Origin of the sequence: Primorskyibacter flagellatus (assembly GCF_048268605.1) — a bacterium.
Taxonomy (GTDB): Bacteria; Pseudomonadota; Alphaproteobacteria; order Rhodobacterales; family Rhodobacteraceae; genus Primorskyibacter; species Primorskyibacter flagellatus.
On the sequence record NZ_JBLWVF010000003.1, the window covers coordinates 54,878 to 69,827 of the forward strand.

A 14,950-nucleotide genomic window follows, 5' to 3' on the forward strand; every position below is an offset into this window, starting at 1 on the left:
GGCCAACGCAGCTGACGAAAGGGCTACGCATGGCACTTCTTATTCTTGGCGTCCTGCTTTGGGCCGCCGCGCATTTCTTCAAACGCGCCGCACCCGATCTGCGCGCCAGCCTTGGTGACAAGGGCAAGGGGATGGTTGCCCTTGCTCTCGCCCTGTCGGTTGTTCTGATGGTGGTGGGGTATCGCATGGCCGATGGCGCGGTCTTCTGGGGCCGTCACCCGGCCACGGTGGGCATCAACAACCTGCTGGTGCTGGTCGCCATCTTCATGCTGAGTCCCGCGCCCAAAAAGGGCAAACTCCTCGCCGGGATGCGCCACCCGATGCTGACCGGCTTTGCCCTTTGGGCGGCGGCGCATCTGCTGGTCAATGGCGACGTGCCGTCCTTCATCCTGTTCGGCGGTCTGCTGGTCTGGGCCTTGGCCGAGATGATCGTCATCAACCGGGCAGAGCCCGCATGGACCCCGCGCACCCCCGGCCCGATCTCGAAGGACCTCATCTTCCTTGGGGCCAGCATCGTGCTGCTGGGGGTGATCGGCTACATTCACGGCCTTCTGGGCTACCCCGTATTTGGATAACGCCATGAAACTCTATCGCTTTCTGACCGCTGACGACACGTCCGCCTTTTGCCACAAGGTCACCGCCGCCCTGAACAAGGGCTGGGCGCTGCACGGCGATCCCACCTACGCCTTCGACGCGGCCAACGGCGTCATGCGCTGCGGACAGGCCGTGGTGAAGGACGCGGACGGCACCTACAGCCCCGACACCAAGCTGGGAGAGCATTGATGGTCAAGACCAATCCAGGATGGTTTTTCGAGGATTACACGCTGGGGCAGGTGATCAATCATGCGGTGCCGCGCACTGTCGGTCCGGGCGAACGCGCGCTGTACCATGCGCTGTATCCGGCGCGCCACGCGCTGTATTCCTCGGATCAATTCGCGCGCGCCAGCGGCCTGCCGCAAAGCCCGTTGGACGATCTGGCGGCTTTTCATGTGGTGTTCGGCAAGACCGTACCGGACGTGTCGCTGAACGCGGTGGCCAATCTTGGCTATGCCGAGGGCCGTTGGCTGAAGCCGGTTTATCCCGGCGATACCCTCCGCTCCACCTCCGAAGTGATCGGACTGAAGCAGAACTCCAACGGCAAGACCGGGGTGGTCTGGGTCCGCACCCGCGGGCTGAACCAGAATGACGAAGCGGTCATTTCCTTCGTCCGCTGGGTCATGGTGCGAAAGCGCGACGTGGATGCGCCCGCACCCGAAACCCTCGTGCCGGATCTCAAACCGGCGCTTGACGCCGCCGATCTGACAATTCCGGACGGGCTGGATTTCAGCGACTATGATCTGACCCTGGCAGGCGAACCGCACCGGATGGCCGATTACGAGATTGGCGAACAGATCGACCATGTCGATGGCGTGACGATAGAAGAGGCCGAACACATGATGGCCACGCGCCTGTGGCAGAACACCGCCAAGGTGCATTTCGATGCCACCAATCGCGAGGACGGCAAGCGGTTGATCTATGGCGGGCATATTATCTCGATGGCCCGCACGCTCAGCTTCAACGGGCTGGCTAATGCGCAGATGATCGCCGGGCTGAACGGCGGGGCGCATGCCAATCCCTGTTTTGCAGGCGATACCGTCCGAGCCTGGTCCGAGGTGCTGGACAAGGCACAAACCGTGGCTCCGGGTGTTGGGGCGATCCGTTTGCGACTGGTCGCAACGCGCGGCGGTGCGCCTTTCGTGTTGAAGGGTGAGGACGGAAAATACCTGCCGCATGTCCTGCTTGATCTCGATTATTGGGCGCTGATGCCGGTCTGAGACAAGCGAACCGTGCAGGTGCAGAATCATCCGGGGCGCGTAGCGTATCGGACCGCCCCTGTTAGCGCCAAAACTGTGATCACACCCGTCGATAGTGTGATCACAAAGTCTTCACAATCCGCCTGATGCGCCAAAAAACCGCGTCTCGCATGGCGCTTGACGGGTGACACTGGCGCAAAAAAAGGTATCAACGGTGCAAGGGAACCGAAAGGACTTGCACCATGGCCGAGTTTAAACAGGGTGATCGCCCACTTTCGCCATTCATGTTCGGGGCGTATTATCGCCCGCAAATGACATCGATGTCCTCGATCATGGTCCGTATCACAGGGATCGCGTCGCTGGGCACCGCGTTTCTGCTGGTACTTTGGCTGCTGACAGCGGCCACATCCGAAACGGCCTTTGCCAAAGTGGACTGGTTTTTGACCAGCTTCATCGGCGATGTGATCCTGCTGCTGGCAACATGGGCCATCTGGTATCATGTGCTGGGCCGCCTGCGTCATGTGATCTGGGATCTGGGCTACGGCCTTGAGATCGGCATCGCCGAGAAAATGGGCATGGCCATGTTCATCGGTGCCACTGTCCTTACGCTTCTGACCGCCATCATCGTCTAAGGAGACATCGCATGCGCTATATCACCGATCGCAAACGCGCGCAGGGCCTTGGCTCCGGACGCAGCGGCACGCATCATCACTGGCACATGCTGGTCAGCTCCATTTGTCTGGTCATCCTTGTGCCGCTTTTCGTGTTTACCTTCGGATCGGGTCTGAGCCGTGACTACGCAGATGTGCTGGCATTCTTCTCGCGCCCCTTTCCCGCAATCGTCACCGGGTTGATGTTGATCGTCGGCATTAATCACTTCATGAACGAGACCCGCGAAGCGATCGAGGATTACATGCACGGCGTCGCAGAGCGGTTGGCAACGGTTGCCGTCTCCGCCTTCGGCTACACATTGATTGCGGCAGGGCTGTTCGCCCTCGTGAAACTCGCCCTGTAACCGCGCCCCCAAGGACAAGAAAAAATGACAGCAGCATACGAATACGAGACGCATGAATATGACGTCGTGGTCGTGGGGGCGGGCGGTGCTGGCCTTCGCGCGACGCTTGGCATGGCCGAACAGGGGTTGCGCACCGCCTGTGTGACCAAGGTTTTCCCGACCCGCTCGCACACGGTTGCGGCACAGGGCGGCATCGCCGCGTCGCTGTCGAACATGGGGCCGGACCACTGGCAATGGCACATGTATGACACCGTCAAGGGGTCGGACTGGCTGGGCGATACGGATGCGATGGAATACCTCGCCCGCGAAGCCCCCAAGGCCGTGTACGAGCTTGAACATTACGGCGTGCCCTTCAGCCGCACCGAAGAGGGCAAGATCTACCAGCGCCCCTTTGGCGGCCACACCACCGAATTTGGCGAAGGCCCCGCCGTGCAGCGCACCTGCGCCGCCGCCGACCGGACCGGCCACGCCATCCTGCACACGCTCTATGGTCAGTCGCTGAAAAACAACGCTGAATTCTACATCGAGTATTTCGCGATTGACCTTATCATGTCCGAGGACGGGCAGTGTCAGGGTGTGGTCTGCTGGAAGCTTGATGACGGCACCATGCATGTCTTCAACGCCAAGATGGTCGTGCTGGCCACCGGCGGTTATGGCCGTGCCTATTTCTCTGCAACCTCTGCGCATACCTGCACCGGCGACGGCGGCGGCATGGTGGCGCGCGCGGGCCTGCCGCTTCAGGATATGGAGTTCGTGCAGTTCCACCCCACCGGTATCTACGGGTCTGGCTGTCTGATCACCGAAGGCGCGCGCGGCGAGGGCGGCTACCTGACCAACTCCGAAGGCGAACGGTTCATGGAGCGGTATGCGCCACAGTATAAAGACCTCGCCCCGCGCGACTATGTCTCACGCTCCATGACGATGGAGATCCGCGAAGGGCGCGGCGTCGGCAAGGACAGCGATCACATCCACCTCAACCTGTCGCACCTTCCCAAGGAAGCGCTGGCCGAGCGCCTGCCGGGGATTTCGGAAAGCGCGCGTATTTTTGCGGGCGTCGATGTCACCAAGGAACCGATCCCGGTTATTCCGACGGTGCATTACAACATGGGCGGCATTCCCACCAACTATTGGGGTGAGGTGCTGAACCCCACCGCCGAGGACGCAAACGCCGTCGTGCCGGGCCTGATGGCCGTGGGCGAGGCGGGCTGCGCCTCTGTGCATGGTGCCAACCGTCTGGGCTCGAACTCGCTGATCGACCTCGTGGTCTTTGGCCGCGCCGCCGCCATCCGCGCGGGCAAGGTGGTGGACCACGAGTCCGCCAATCCGGTGCTGAACAAAGCCACGATTGACAAGGCGTTTGACCGCTTTGACGGGCTGCGCAACGCGGATGGCGGCACACCCACGGCAGAGCTGCGGCTGGGGATGCAGAAAACCATGCAGGCCGATGCCGCCGTGTTCCGTACCGCCAAGACCATGGCCGAGGGCGTCGAGAAGATGACCGCCATCGCCGCAAAGCTGGACGATCTGAAAGTCACCGACCGCAGCCTTGTGTGGAACTCCGACCTGATGGAGACGCTGGAACTGACCAACCTGATGCCCAACGCGCTGGCCACCATCGTCGGCGCCGAGGCGCGCAAGGAATCCCGCGGTGCCCATGCGCATGAAGATTTCAGCAAGCGTGATGACGAAAACTGGCGCGTGCACACGATCAGCCGGGTGGATGGCAACAAGGTCGACCTCAGCCACCGCCCCGTTGTGACCGACCCGCTGACCACCGAGGACGAAGGGGGCATCGCACTTAAGCGGATCGCGCCCAAGGCCCGGACGTTCTGATGCGCTTGGCCGGTCTCCTTGGCATGGCCGTTGCGCTTTCCGGCTGCGCCGTCGCGAATGACGTGGCGGATCAGCTTGCTCGGGACCGGGCGAAATCGGTCGTCAACTCTGTCGTCGCGCGCAACCTTCCGGGCGTCGATGCCGCGCCGGTGACGGACTGTGTCATTGATGCGGCCTCGGCGTCTGAAATCATCTCCATCGCGGGCGATTCCGTCACCGGTGTCACCGAAACCACCGCCTCCAAGGTGCTGGACATCGCGCAACGCCCGCAAGCGGTCGAATGCATCGCCTCGGTCGCCATAAGCGGCCTGCTGCGATGAGTTGCGGGTTGACCGGGGCACAGACATATTCCGCGCGGGCGCTGATCGCCCGCCGCTTCATCCACGAACGGCCCACCGGGGCCCTTGTTCATTGCACGGGGTAGAGACATGGTACAACTGACACTTCCCAAGAACAGCCGCATCAAGACGGGCAAGACATGGCCCAAACCTTCCGGTGCCGCCAATGCCCGCAAGGTGCAGATCTACCGCTGGAGCCCGGAAGACGGCGACAATCCCCGGCTGGACACCTATTTCGTCGATCTCGACGATTGCGGGCCAATGGTTCTGGACGTGCTGATCAAGATCAAGAACGAGATTGACCCCACGCTGACCTTCCGCCGGTCCTGCCGCGAAGGCATCTGTGGCTCCTGCGCGATGAATATCGACGGGATCAACACCTTGGCCTGCATCTACGGGCTGGACGAGATCAAGGGCGACATCAAGATCTACCCGCTGCCGCATATGGAAGTGGTCAAGGATCTGATCCCAGACCTCACGCATTTCTATGCCCAGCATGCCAGCATCATGCCCTGGCTGGAAACCAAGACCAACCGGCCCCAGAAAGAATGGCGCCAGTCGATCGACGACCGCAAGAAGCTGGACGGTCTGTATGAATGCGTCATGTGCGCGTCCTGCTCGACGGCCTGCCCGTCCTACTGGTGGAACTCCGATCGCTACCTTGGTCCGGCAGCGTTGCTGCACGCCTACCGCTGGATCATCGACAGCCGCGACGAGGCCACGGGCGAGCGTCTGGACGAGTTGGAAGACCCGTTCAAGCTGTATCGCTGCCACACCATCATGAACTGCACCAAGACCTGCCCCAAGGGTCTGAACCCTGCAAAGGCGATTGCCGAAATCAAGAAAATGATGGTCGAACGCGCCGTTTGACCCGAAAGCGACAGCCCGCCGCAACGCGGGCTGTGGCGCTGACGGATTGAGGCAGCCTGCCTTGCGTGGGGCACGCGGTTTCCCTTGTGCCTGGGCGCCGCAAAGACGCGCTATGCGCTTAAAGTCCGAAATTTTATCAGAAAACGGGGGCCGCCTTGCAGCCAAGGCATGGCGGGGCTGTCTTTTTGGCCGATGCGCTTCGATAGCCGAATGCGCATATACCATGGCATGGGAGAGAATGAGTAAGGCATAGAGGCACACATGTCACAAACAGCAAACACCCCGACACGCAGCGCACAAGACGCGCTAAAGCACCTTGAGCAATCGCTGGCCTATTATTCCCCTGAACCGCAGACCGAGACCCAGCCTGCGGCACGGGCCCAACCAAAGCCTGCCCATGACGCTTTCGCGGCACGACTGGCGTCATGGTTTTCGGACTACAAGGCTGCCTGACCCGTTGCCTTGATCCGGCGCGCCGCCTAAGTCCTGTACCAGGAGGTCAGGTTGTGGCGGGCGCATACAAAACACACGGAAGGCGACGACAGGCATGGTGATCGTACTCGGCCTGATCGTCGCATTCATCCTCGTGGCGCTGTTTTCCAATCGCGCGACACGGGGCTGCCGGTGGCGGGAATATCCCGGAGAGGACCACAGCGTCTGGCGCTGCGCATTCTGCGGAGAGCAGACCACCGGCGCGCGTGGCAAACCGCCGAAAATCTGTTTGCGCCCGCGTGGCTGAGCAGCGCTTGCCGGATGTGGCCGATGTCGGAGCGAGGGGCCAGCCCCTCGCGCTCCCCGGAGTATTTTTGCCAAGAAGAAGTTGGAACGGGACGGCGCGATAGTGTGCGGGGTCTGTCTGTTATAGATTGCCTGGCAAGGATGGTGAGTCTTGTTCCGGAGGCCGAAATGTCGAAAATACCTGAAGATGCCGCAGAGCGCCGCGCCATTGCGCCGGTCATCTGCTATCCGGTCGAGACGCTGCCTGCGCCCGATCTGGGGCTGTACCGCGCGGCGCGGGCCGGGGCACGCAAAGTGGCCGAGTGGCGCGTGCCGCCAAGAGAGGCATCGGATTTCAGCGTTCCCGCCGGGCAGTTCTTTCGGATCAGCAGTATCGAGGGGCCGCAGGTTGGTGATCTGAACCTGTGGAACGCGGATGATATGACCGAGCGGTTTTATTCCGGCAAGACGCGGGCGCTGCATGGGACCCATCTGACCGAAGGCCATCGGCTGTGGTCGTCTTTTCCGGCACTGCGCCCGATGGCGACCGTGGTGACGGACAGTCTGGCCTGGTACGGTGTGGATGCGTTTGGGGGTCGGGTGCATGATGTGATTGGCACGCGCTGCGATCCTTATACCGGCAATCTTTTATCGGGGACGCAGTATCATCACTGCTGCCATTCCAATCTGACGCGCGCCGTGGCGGATGCGCGCGGTATGACATTGGAGGATGCCGAGACGCACGTTCACGATGTGCTCAACGTGTTCATGTGCACCGGCTTCACGCGCGACACCGGACAGTATTTCATGAAAGCCAGCCCGGTGCGGCCCGGCGATCATCTGGAATTCTTCGCCGAGATCGATCTTCTGGGCGCGCTTAGCGCCTGTCCCGGCGGTGATTGCGGCGATAAGCATTCCAGCGACGCTGCCGCCTGCCACCCGCTTCTGGTCGAGGTCTTTGCGCCGGAAGACGGGGCATTGCAGGGCTGGGTGCCGCCCGCGCGCAACGGATATGATCGCAGTCACGGGCGGTAGATTGAGGAGCTGTCAGGCGAAGGCGGATTCCAGCGCGATTTCGACCATATCGCCAAAGGACTTCTCGCGATCTTCCGAGGGTAGTGCCTCGCCGGTCAGAAGGTGATCGCTGACCGTCAGCACGGCCAATGCGCGCACCCCGTGGCGGGCGGCAACATTGTAAAGTTCCGCCGCTTCCATTTCGACACCCAGAATACCGTGGCGGGTCATCTGTTCATTCAGATCGGGGCGTTCGTCATAGAAGATATCGGCCGAATATATCCCGCCGACATGGGTCGTGACGCCCCTCGCTTCGGCCGCCGCAACAGCCGCGCGTAGCAATGACCAATCCGCACAGGGCGCGAAATTCAATTCGCGAAAGATCCCGCGCGACGGTGTTGATACGGAGCTTGCAGTCATGGCCACGATAACATCGCGGATGCCGACGCTATCCTGCATTCCCCCGCAGGAACCGATACGGATCAGCGTTTTTGCATTGTAATCGCGGATCAGCTCATTGGCATAGATCGACAGCGAGGGCATTCCCATACCGGAGCCGTGAATCGTCACGTCATTGCCGCGCCATGTGCCGGTAAAGCCCAGCATCCCGCGAACTTCATTGACCAGTCGCGGAGAGTCCAGAAATGTCTCGGCTGCCCATTTTGCCCGGTATGGATCGCCCGGCATAAGGACAGTTTCCGCAATGTCACCAGGTTTGGCACCGATATGGATTGTCATCTGTCTTGGGTCCTTGACGGGTCAGAGTGCGAGGTCTTCCAGAGGCTTGCCCGCATCCAGATGAACGACAACCCAATTCGGCTTGCGCCCGCGTCCAGTCCATGTCTGGCTTGGATCTTCGGGGTTCACGAATTTCGGGGCACCTTTTGTTTTCTTGCTGCTTGCAGTGGAGGAATTCAGTTCGCTCAGTGAAAACCCGAATTCCTTGGCCGCGTCTTCAGCCGCTTTCAGCGCTTCGGCTCTGCGGCGGGCTTCCAGCGTATCGAGGGCTTTATCGACATTCTTTCTCAAGGCTGTCAGTTCTTGGCGGGACAGTGCAGACAAATCAATAGACATTCTTCTCTCCGTCTTTTTTGAGGTGAATAAAAAGATTGATTTAGCAGAACACAAGAGCACATTTTGTGTCACCTCCCATCTACAACTATGAGTCTAGCCCGAAAAAAAATGAACGACACATCCAAAAGGAGATGTCGGCCAAAGAAATCACAATTATAGGCTGATTTTCGCCGGTACGCCTATTCGGCGGCAACAGTTTCAGGATCTACCAAGGTCACGATATCCTGCATGATCGTATTCAATTCGAAATCTTTTGGCGTATAGACACGGGTCACGCCCATTTCCAAAAGACGGCGGGCATCATCGCTGGGAATGATGCCGCCGACAATAACCGGAATATGGCCAAGGCCTGCGTCGCGCATGCGCGCGATCAGATCCTCGACCAGCGGGATATGGCTGCCCGACAGGATAGACAGGCCCACGACATGCGCGCCGTCCTGTGCCGCCTCGACAATCTGTTCCGGCGTCAGGCGGATACCCTCATAGTCGATTTCCATGCCGCAATCGCGCGCCCGGAAGGCGATCTGTTCGGCACCGTTGGAATGCCCGTCCAGCCCCGGCTTGCCGACGAGAAAGCGCAGCCGCTTGCCCAGCCGGTCGCTGACCGCATCCACCGCGGCGCGCAGATCGTCCAGCCCTTCGATGCGGTTGCTGACCGACCGCGACACGCCGGTTGGTCCGCGATATTCGCCATGCACGGCGCGCATCTGTTGCGCCCATTCGCCGGTGGTGACGCCTGCCTTGGCGGCGGCGATTGACGGTTCCATGATGTTGCGGCCCTCGCGCGCGGCGCTGCGCAGATCGGCCAGCGCCTTTTCCACCGCTCCGGCATCCCGTTCGGCACGCCATTCGGTCAGCCGGTCAATCTGTTCCTGCTCAACCGCCGGATCGACAACCATGATGCCGCCGTCCTCGTCCATCAGCGGGCTGGGCTCGGTTTGTGTCCAGCGGTTCACACCCACAACGACGGTTTCATTCCGTTCGATCCGGTTCACACGTTCGGCGTTTGATTCAACCAGACGCGATTTCATATAGTCGATGGCCCCGATCGCGCCGCCCATACTGTCGATATTGGCCAGCTCTGCCCGCGCGCCCTCTTTCAGTGCCTCGACTTTGCGTTCAACTGCCGGGTTGCCCTCGAACAGATCGTCATATTCCAGAAGGTCGGTTTCATAGGCCATGATCTGCTGCATCCGCATCGACCACTGCTGATCCCAGGGGCGGGGCAGGCCAAGCGCCTCGTTCCAGGCGGGCAATTGCACGGCGCGGGCGCGCGCGTCTTTGGACAGGGTGACGGCCAGCATCTCTATCAGGATACGGTAGACGTTGTTTTCCGGCTGCTGCTCGGTCAGGCCAAGCGAGTTCACCTGCACGCCATAGCGGAAGCGGCGGAATTTCGGGTTCTCCACGCCATATCGCTCGCGCAGGATCTCGTCCCACAGATCGACAAAGGCACGCATTTTGCACATCTCGGTCACGAAGCGAATGCCGGCATTCACGAAAAACGAAATCCGCCCGCAAAGTGCCGGGAAATCCGCCGCCGGAACCCGTGTTTTCAACTCATCCAATACCGCAACGGCCGTGGCCAGGGCGAAAGACAATTCCTGTTCCGGCGTCGCGCCCGCCTCTTGCAGGTGGTAGGAACACACGTTCATCGGGTTCCATTTCGGCACATGCCGGTAGCAGTATTCCGCGACATCGCCGATCATCTTCAGCGAGGGTTTCGGCGGACATATATATGTGCCGCGTGACAGGTATTCCTTGATCAGATCGTTCTGCACGGTGCCTTGCAGCTTCGACACATCCGCGCCCTGCTGTTCGGCCACCGCGATATACAGCGCGAGCAGCCAGGGTGCCGTCGCGTTGATCGTCATCGAGGTGTTCATCTGGTCCAGCGGGATCTGGTCGAACAGCGCGGCCATATCGCCCAGATGACTGACCGGCACGCCAACCTTGCCAACCTCGCCGCGCGCCAGCACATGATCGCTGTCATAGCCTGTCTGCGTCGGCAGATCGAAGGCCACCGAAAGGCCGGTCTGTCCGCGTGACAGGTTCGCGCGATACAGCTCGTTCGACGCCTTGGCAGTGGAGTGGCCGGCATAGGTGCGGATCAGCCAGGGTTTGTCCTTCGGGCGATCGGTCGATGTGTCGGTCATGGTCAGTCCTCGCGTTTCGGGCGTCGCACACTCTGCGCGTAACATTATTTCGTCAGAGTGTGGATATGCGAAACTTTATGGCAATGTCAATTCGCCGCGCCGCGGCATCAGCCAAATTATGGGCTTTTGTACATTTTGCAGGTACAAAAAGCACAAATGGCCCCAAACGCAGGCGCAATCTACGGACTTGCCCAATGACGTTGGGGCTGCGATTTTGCCCGTATGACGCGCATTGTCGAGCTGCCGCTATGGCTTTTTCTGCTGATCCTTCTGTTTGCCGCCGTCACCGCGGCGAGCCATTTGTTGTTTCCCTCTGTGCGCTGGTTCCTGAGGCGGCGGATGGAACGTGTCGTTGCCAAATTAAATCAAAGGCTTGCGCGTCCGATTGAGCCGTTCAAACTGCTGCGCCGCACAGATGCGATAAAACGACTGGTCTATGATCCCGAAGTCACCAAGGCGATAGTGGAGCACGCCCGCGACACGGGCGAGAGAGAGGATGTCTCCTTTCAGAGGGCAACCCGTTATGCGCATGAAATCGTTCCGTCTTTTTCGGCATTTGCCTATTTCAGTATCGGGATTCGGGCCGCGCGATGGCTTTCCAACGCCATTTACAATGTCCGGATCGGACAGTTCGACGAGGCCACGTTCCGCAGTATTGACCGGGAGTCGACGTTGATTTTCGTCATCAATCACCGCTCAAACATGGATTATGTGCTTGTCACCTATCTTGCCGCGCAGCAATCGGCGCTCAGTTACGCGGTCGGAGAATGGGCACGGATCTGGCCTTTATCCTGGCTTATCAAGAGCATGGGAGCCTATTTCATACGTCGCCGGTCGCGCAACGCGCTTTATCGCAAGGTCATGGCCCGCTATGTTCAGATGGCGACACAAGCAGGCGTCGCGCAGGCGATCTTTCCCGAAGGTGGCCTAAGCCTGACCGGCGCGCCAGCTCAGCCGAAATTGGGTCTTCTTCGTTATATATCAGAGGCTTATGATCCGGAGGGTCGCGATATCGTCTTTGTCCCGGTGGCATTGAACTATGACCGTGTGCTTGAAGACACGATCCTGGTTGCGGCCAATCGGTCCGGCGAACGCCGGTTCCGCGCGAAGCTGTGGGAGATTGGCGGCTTCCTTCTGCGGCAGGTCTGGCGCAAGCTGCGCGGCCGGCTGAAACCTTTCGGGAATGCCGTGGTGAATTTTGGCAAACCATTGTCCATGCGCGATTATCTGGCGCAGGTCAGCGCCCCGAGTACGGACGATCTGGCCGATATATTGACGGGCCGTATCGCCGGCGCCGTCCCGATCCTTCCCATTCCCGCGATCTCGACATGCCTTCTTGCGCATCCACACAGCCGAGAGGAGCTGATCGTTGCGATTTCCACCATGTTGAAGACAGAGCCGCAGGCCGACATTGGTCTATCCTCAGAAAACCTGCACGAAGAGGTGGATCTGGCACTTGAACAATTGCTCGGTCGCAACCTGATCACTCTTCAGGGAACCCAATTCACTCCAACCCCCGACCGCATCGACATCCTGCGGTACTACGCCAACTCCATCGCGCATCTACTGGCTGCTGACGCTGCGGCTGCACAGTAGTTTCTGCATTCGCTCGGTCATAAAGTTCCAAAATATACGCTAATGTTGTTGCATAATTTCGCGAAGGTCGATATTTCCGAAGAAACGCCGCGATTCTGCATTGCGGCACAGATATCAGCAGCGAAGGAGGCTCACATGGCTCTGGATAAACAAAGCGGCATTGCGGCCTACGATGCCCCGGAAAAAGACCTTTATGAGCTCGGGGAAATGCCCCCGATGGGCTATGTGCCAAAGCAGATGTACGCGTGGAATATCCGTCGCGAACGCCATGGTGAGCCCGACGTGTCGTTCAAGCAGGAAGTTGTGGACACATGGCAGATCGACAGCCAGGAAGTTCTGGTGCTGGTGATGGCCGCGGGCGTCAACTATAATGGCGTCTGGGCCGGTCTTGGCCAGCCGATCAGCCCCTTCGACGTTCACAAGCAGGATTATCATATCGCGGGTTCCGACGCGTCCGGCATCGTCTGGGCGGTGGGCGACAAGGTGAACACCTGGAAGGTCGGCGACGAGGTCGTGATCCATTGCAATCAGGACGACGGCGACGACGAGGAATGCAACGGCGGCGACCCGATGTTCTCGCCCACCCAGCGGATCTGGGGCTATGAGACAGGCGATGGCTCTTTCGCGCAGTTCACCCGCGTGCAGGCGCAGCAGTTGATGCCGCGCCCCAAGCACCTGACCTGGGAAGAAAGCGCCTGCTACACGCTGACTCTGGCAACCGCATACCGGATGCTGTTCGGTCACCATCCGCACGAGCTGAAACCCGGTCAGAACGTGCTGGTCTGGGGCGCGTCCGGCGGTCTTGGATCCTACGCTATTCAATTGGCGAATACGGCGGGCGCCAACGCGATCGGCGTGATCTCGGACGAAAGCAAGCGGCAATTCGTGATGGATCAAGGTGCCAAGGGCGTCATCAACCGCAAGGACTTCAATTGCTGGGGTCAGTTGCCGACGGTGAACAGCCCCGAGTATAATGAATGGCTGAAAGAGGCCCGTAAGTTCGGCAAGGCAATCTGGGAGATCACCGGCAAAGGCGTCAGCGTCGATATGGTGTTTGAACATCCGGGCGAAGCGACCTTCCCGGTCTCGACCCTTGTGGTCAAGAAGGGTGGCATTGTTGTGATCTGCGCCGGAACGTCGGGTTTCAACTGCACATTTGACGTCCGCTATATGTGGATGCACCAGAAGCGTTTGCAGGGTTCGCATTTCGCCAACCTCAAGCAGGCCGCGTCAGCGAACCGACTGATGATCGACCGCCGCCTTGATCCGTGCATGTCCGAAGTGTTCCCGTGGGATGAGATCCCCGGCGCGCATATGAAGATGCTGCGCAACGAGCACAAGCCCGGCAACATGGCCGTTCTGGTGCAGGCACCCCGCACCGGTTTGCGGACCTTCGAGGAAGCGCTTGAAGCCAAAGGCTGAACAATCGGCCTTCGCCCAGCCAACAATCGCCCGCGAATCGGCTGTCGCCGTCGCGGGCGATTCGCGTTTTTGGGGGCCGGTGCTTGTCGTTCAGAGGGTTAGAATTTGCCGTCTCGCCATTTTTGGGGAGTTGGAATTCGCGAATTTATTAACGTCAATTGCTCGTGGTATAGTTGTATTAACCATTCATTAACTGGCGTGAAAGAGAGTCAACCATGAACCACGACTGGATACTCGACGTACTCACGGATCTGACAACCTTCGCTCAGTCAAACGGACTGGACGGACTGGCCCAACAACTGGACAATACCCAGAAGTTTGCGTTGGCAGAACTGGCGTCACGCGCGAAAGGGAAACCGATTGGGCTATGCGGCAATGACGCAGCGGCTGGACACCATCCTGCACGGATTGGAGCAAGCCGATCAGCATGACGCGCTACAGCGCGCGATCGAGGCATTATGCGCCTTCTACGGCGTCGACCACATGGTCTATCACTGGGTCAGCAGCAGCGGCGAACAATACGGTTGTGGAACCTACGAAGACGTTTGGGTAGAACGCTATATCGAAAAGAAATACCTGCGTGTTGATCCTGTAATTTCTGGTTGTTATCAAAGGTTTCACCCTGTCGACTGGAAGCGGCTGGACTGGTCAAGCAAGGCGGCGAGGGCGTTCCAGAAAGACGCGATCGAACATGGGGTGGGGAATCAGGGTTTCTCGATTCCCATCCGGGGTCCGAACGGTCAGTTTGCCCTCTTCAGCCTCAGCCACAATTGTACCGATGATGAATGGGATGCATTCACCGAAACCAACCGTCGCGACCTGATCCTGGTCGCCCATTACTTCAACAAGAAAGCCCTGGATCTGGAGCCCGGGCGCAGCCCTGAACCATCCCAGCCCCTGTCTCCCAGAGAGATTGATGCGATGACCCTTCTGGCGGTGGGTTACAGCCGCGCCCAGGTGGCAGAGACGCTGACGATTTCGGAACACACATTGCGAGTTTATATCGAAAGCGCGCGCTTCAAACTGGGCGCTTTGAACACCACTCATGCTGTCGCACGCGCCCTTGCAAGGGGCATTATCGTGGTCTGAAAGGTTAACGTGCGGATCAGGGCGAAAAGCGCG

Annotated in this window: 17 protein-coding genes; 14 read left to right on the plus strand and 3 right to left on the minus strand. The window is 59.7% G+C overall.

Going from position 1 to position 14,950, the window contains the following annotated elements:
• Positions 1 to 29: 29 nt before the first annotated feature.
• The 11 genes from ACN0WV_RS05330 (at position 30) to ACN0WV_RS05380 (ending at position 7,601) form a co-directional block, all read left to right on the plus strand.
• A complete protein-coding gene (locus ACN0WV_RS05330) occupies positions 30 to 575 on the plus strand; it encodes an NnrU family protein (protein WP_417604167.1) in 546 nt (181 codons plus the stop codon).
• A 4-nt stretch (positions 576 to 579) separates the two neighbouring features.
• Positions 580 to 783 (plus strand): DUF1737 domain-containing protein, encoded by a 204-nt coding sequence (locus ACN0WV_RS05335; protein ID WP_417604168.1) that lies wholly within the window; start codon positions 580 to 582, stop codon positions 781 to 783.
• Positions 783 to 1,814 carry a MaoC family dehydratase gene (locus ACN0WV_RS05340; protein WP_417604169.1) on the plus strand — a complete coding sequence of 344 codons (1,032 nt, stop codon included), beginning with the start codon at positions 783 to 785 and terminating at the stop codon, positions 1,812 to 1,814. Before ACN0WV_RS05335 ends, ACN0WV_RS05340 begins: the two co-directional genes overlap by 1 nt.
• 221 nt (positions 1,815 to 2,035) lie before the next feature.
• Positions 2,036 to 2,425: a succinate dehydrogenase, cytochrome b556 subunit gene (sdhC, locus tag ACN0WV_RS05345; protein WP_417604170.1), complete on the plus strand. Its 390-nt coding sequence runs from the start codon at positions 2,036 to 2,038 to the stop codon at positions 2,423 to 2,425.
• Positions 2,426 to 2,436: 11 nt separating this feature from the next.
• Positions 2,437 to 2,808: a succinate dehydrogenase, hydrophobic membrane anchor protein gene (gene sdhD, locus ACN0WV_RS05350; RefSeq protein WP_417604171.1), complete on the plus strand. Its 372-nt coding sequence runs from the start codon at positions 2,437 to 2,439 to the stop codon at positions 2,806 to 2,808.
• 24 nt (positions 2,809 to 2,832) lie between these two features.
• Positions 2,833 to 4,641, plus strand: coding sequence for a succinate dehydrogenase flavoprotein subunit (sdhA, locus tag ACN0WV_RS05355; protein ID WP_417604172.1), 1,809 nt, complete (start codon positions 2,833 to 2,835; stop codon positions 4,639 to 4,641).
• A gap of 23 nt (positions 4,642 to 4,664) precedes the next feature.
• On the plus strand, positions 4,665 to 4,961 hold the full coding sequence (locus ACN0WV_RS05360) for a succinate dehydrogenase (protein WP_417604174.1): 297 nt from the start codon (positions 4,665 to 4,667) through the stop codon (positions 4,959 to 4,961).
• A gap of 108 nt (positions 4,962 to 5,069) precedes the next feature.
• Entirely contained in the window at positions 5,070 to 5,849 is a 780-nt protein-coding gene (locus ACN0WV_RS05365) for a succinate dehydrogenase iron-sulfur subunit (RefSeq protein WP_084351632.1), read from the plus strand.
• Positions 5,850 to 6,110: 261 nt separating this feature from the next.
• Positions 6,111 to 6,302: a hypothetical protein gene (locus ACN0WV_RS05370; RefSeq protein ID WP_084351635.1), complete on the plus strand. Its 192-nt coding sequence runs from the start codon at positions 6,111 to 6,113 to the stop codon at positions 6,300 to 6,302.
• 94 nt (positions 6,303 to 6,396) lie between these two features.
• Positions 6,397 to 6,588 (plus strand): hypothetical protein, encoded by a 192-nt coding sequence (locus ACN0WV_RS05375; protein ID WP_084351637.1) that lies wholly within the window; start codon positions 6,397 to 6,399, stop codon positions 6,586 to 6,588.
• Between the two features lie 167 nt (positions 6,589 to 6,755).
• Positions 6,756 to 7,601, plus strand: a complete 846-nt coding sequence (locus ACN0WV_RS05380) for an urea carboxylase-associated family protein (RefSeq protein ID WP_417604176.1) — start codon at positions 6,756 to 6,758, stop codon at positions 7,599 to 7,601.
• 12 nt (positions 7,602 to 7,613) lie between these two features.
• On the opposite strand, the gene deoD is transcribed toward ACN0WV_RS05380, so the two are convergent.
• From deoD to ACN0WV_RS05395, 3 genes are all read right to left on the minus strand, one after another.
• Positions 7,614 to 8,318: a purine-nucleoside phosphorylase gene (gene deoD, locus ACN0WV_RS05385; RefSeq protein WP_417604178.1), complete on the minus strand. Its 705-nt coding sequence runs from the start codon at positions 8,316 to 8,318 to the stop codon at positions 7,614 to 7,616.
• A gap of 21 nt (positions 8,319 to 8,339) precedes the next feature.
• Positions 8,340 to 8,654, minus strand: a complete 315-nt coding sequence (locus ACN0WV_RS05390; protein WP_417604180.1) for an H-NS histone family protein — start codon at positions 8,652 to 8,654, stop codon at positions 8,340 to 8,342.
• Positions 8,655 to 8,833: 179 nt separating this feature from the next.
• Complete coding sequence (locus ACN0WV_RS05395; RefSeq protein ID WP_417604181.1) at positions 8,834 to 10,810, minus strand: methylmalonyl-CoA mutase family protein; 1,977 nt, start codon at positions 10,808 to 10,810, stop codon at positions 8,834 to 8,836.
• Positions 10,811 to 11,032: 222 nt separating this feature from the next.
• Here ACN0WV_RS05395 and ACN0WV_RS05400 point away from each other — a divergent pair, with 222 nt between their 5' ends.
• The 3 genes from ACN0WV_RS05400 to ACN0WV_RS05410 all read left to right on the plus strand — a co-directional run bounded on the left by ACN0WV_RS05400 (position 11,033) and on the right by ACN0WV_RS05410 (position 14,917).
• Entirely contained in the window at positions 11,033 to 12,406 is a 1,374-nt protein-coding gene (locus ACN0WV_RS05400) for a 1-acyl-sn-glycerol-3-phosphate acyltransferase (RefSeq protein WP_417604183.1), read from the plus strand.
• A gap of 135 nt (positions 12,407 to 12,541) precedes the next feature.
• On the plus strand, positions 12,542 to 13,828 hold the full coding sequence (gene ccrA / locus ACN0WV_RS05405) for a crotonyl-CoA carboxylase/reductase (RefSeq protein ID WP_084352202.1): 1,287 nt from the start codon (positions 12,542 to 12,544) through the stop codon (positions 13,826 to 13,828).
• Positions 13,829 to 14,203: 375 nt separating this feature from the next.
• Positions 14,204 to 14,917, plus strand: a complete 714-nt coding sequence (locus tag ACN0WV_RS05410; RefSeq protein ID WP_084351649.1) for a helix-turn-helix transcriptional regulator — start codon at positions 14,204 to 14,206, stop codon at positions 14,915 to 14,917.
• Positions 14,918 to 14,950 lie beyond the last annotated feature (33 nt).

Excerpts from the sequence above, each read along its gene's own strand:
- ACN0WV_RS05370 (WP_084351635.1), top strand. The coding sequence starts at position 6,111 with ATGTCACAAACAGCAAACACCCCGACACGCAGCGCACAAGACGCGCTA.
- ACN0WV_RS05365 (WP_084351632.1), top strand. The coding sequence starts at position 5,070 with ATGGTACAACTGACACTTCCCAAGAACAGCCGCATCAAGACGGGCAAG.
- ACN0WV_RS05335 (WP_417604168.1), top strand. The coding sequence starts at position 580 with ATGAAACTCTATCGCTTTCTGACCGCTGACGACACGTCCGCCTTTTGC.
- ACN0WV_RS05330 (WP_417604167.1), top strand. The coding sequence starts at position 30 with ATGGCACTTCTTATTCTTGGCGTCCTGCTTTGGGCCGCCGCGCATTTC.
- ACN0WV_RS05340 (WP_417604169.1), top strand. The coding sequence starts at position 783 with ATGGTCAAGACCAATCCAGGATGGTTTTTCGAGGATTACACGCTGGGG.
- sdhC (WP_417604170.1), top strand. The coding sequence starts at position 2,036 with ATGGCCGAGTTTAAACAGGGTGATCGCCCACTTTCGCCATTCATGTTC.
- sdhD (WP_417604171.1), top strand. The coding sequence starts at position 2,437 with ATGCGCTATATCACCGATCGCAAACGCGCGCAGGGCCTTGGCTCCGGA.
- sdhA (WP_417604172.1), top strand. The coding sequence starts at position 2,833 with ATGACAGCAGCATACGAATACGAGACGCATGAATATGACGTCGTGGTC.
- deoD (WP_417604178.1), bottom strand. The coding sequence starts at position 8,318 with ATGACAATCCATATCGGTGCCAAACCTGGTGACATTGCGGAAACTGTC.
- ACN0WV_RS05400 (WP_417604183.1), top strand. The coding sequence starts at position 11,033 with ATGACGCGCATTGTCGAGCTGCCGCTATGGCTTTTTCTGCTGATCCTT.
- ACN0WV_RS05395 (WP_417604181.1), bottom strand. The coding sequence starts at position 10,810 with ATGACCGACACATCGACCGATCGCCCGAAGGACAAACCCTGGCTGATC.
- ACN0WV_RS05410 (WP_084351649.1), top strand. The coding sequence starts at position 14,204 with ATGACGCAGCGGCTGGACACCATCCTGCACGGATTGGAGCAAGCCGAT.
- ccrA (WP_084352202.1), top strand. The coding sequence starts at position 12,542 with ATGGCTCTGGATAAACAAAGCGGCATTGCGGCCTACGATGCCCCGGAA.
- ACN0WV_RS05380 (WP_417604176.1), top strand. The coding sequence starts at position 6,756 with ATGTCGAAAATACCTGAAGATGCCGCAGAGCGCCGCGCCATTGCGCCG.
- ACN0WV_RS05360 (WP_417604174.1), top strand. The coding sequence starts at position 4,665 with ATGGCCGTTGCGCTTTCCGGCTGCGCCGTCGCGAATGACGTGGCGGAT.
- ACN0WV_RS05375 (WP_084351637.1), top strand. The coding sequence starts at position 6,397 with ATGGTGATCGTACTCGGCCTGATCGTCGCATTCATCCTCGTGGCGCTG.
- ACN0WV_RS05390 (WP_417604180.1), bottom strand. The coding sequence starts at position 8,654 with ATGTCTATTGATTTGTCTGCACTGTCCCGCCAAGAACTGACAGCCTTG.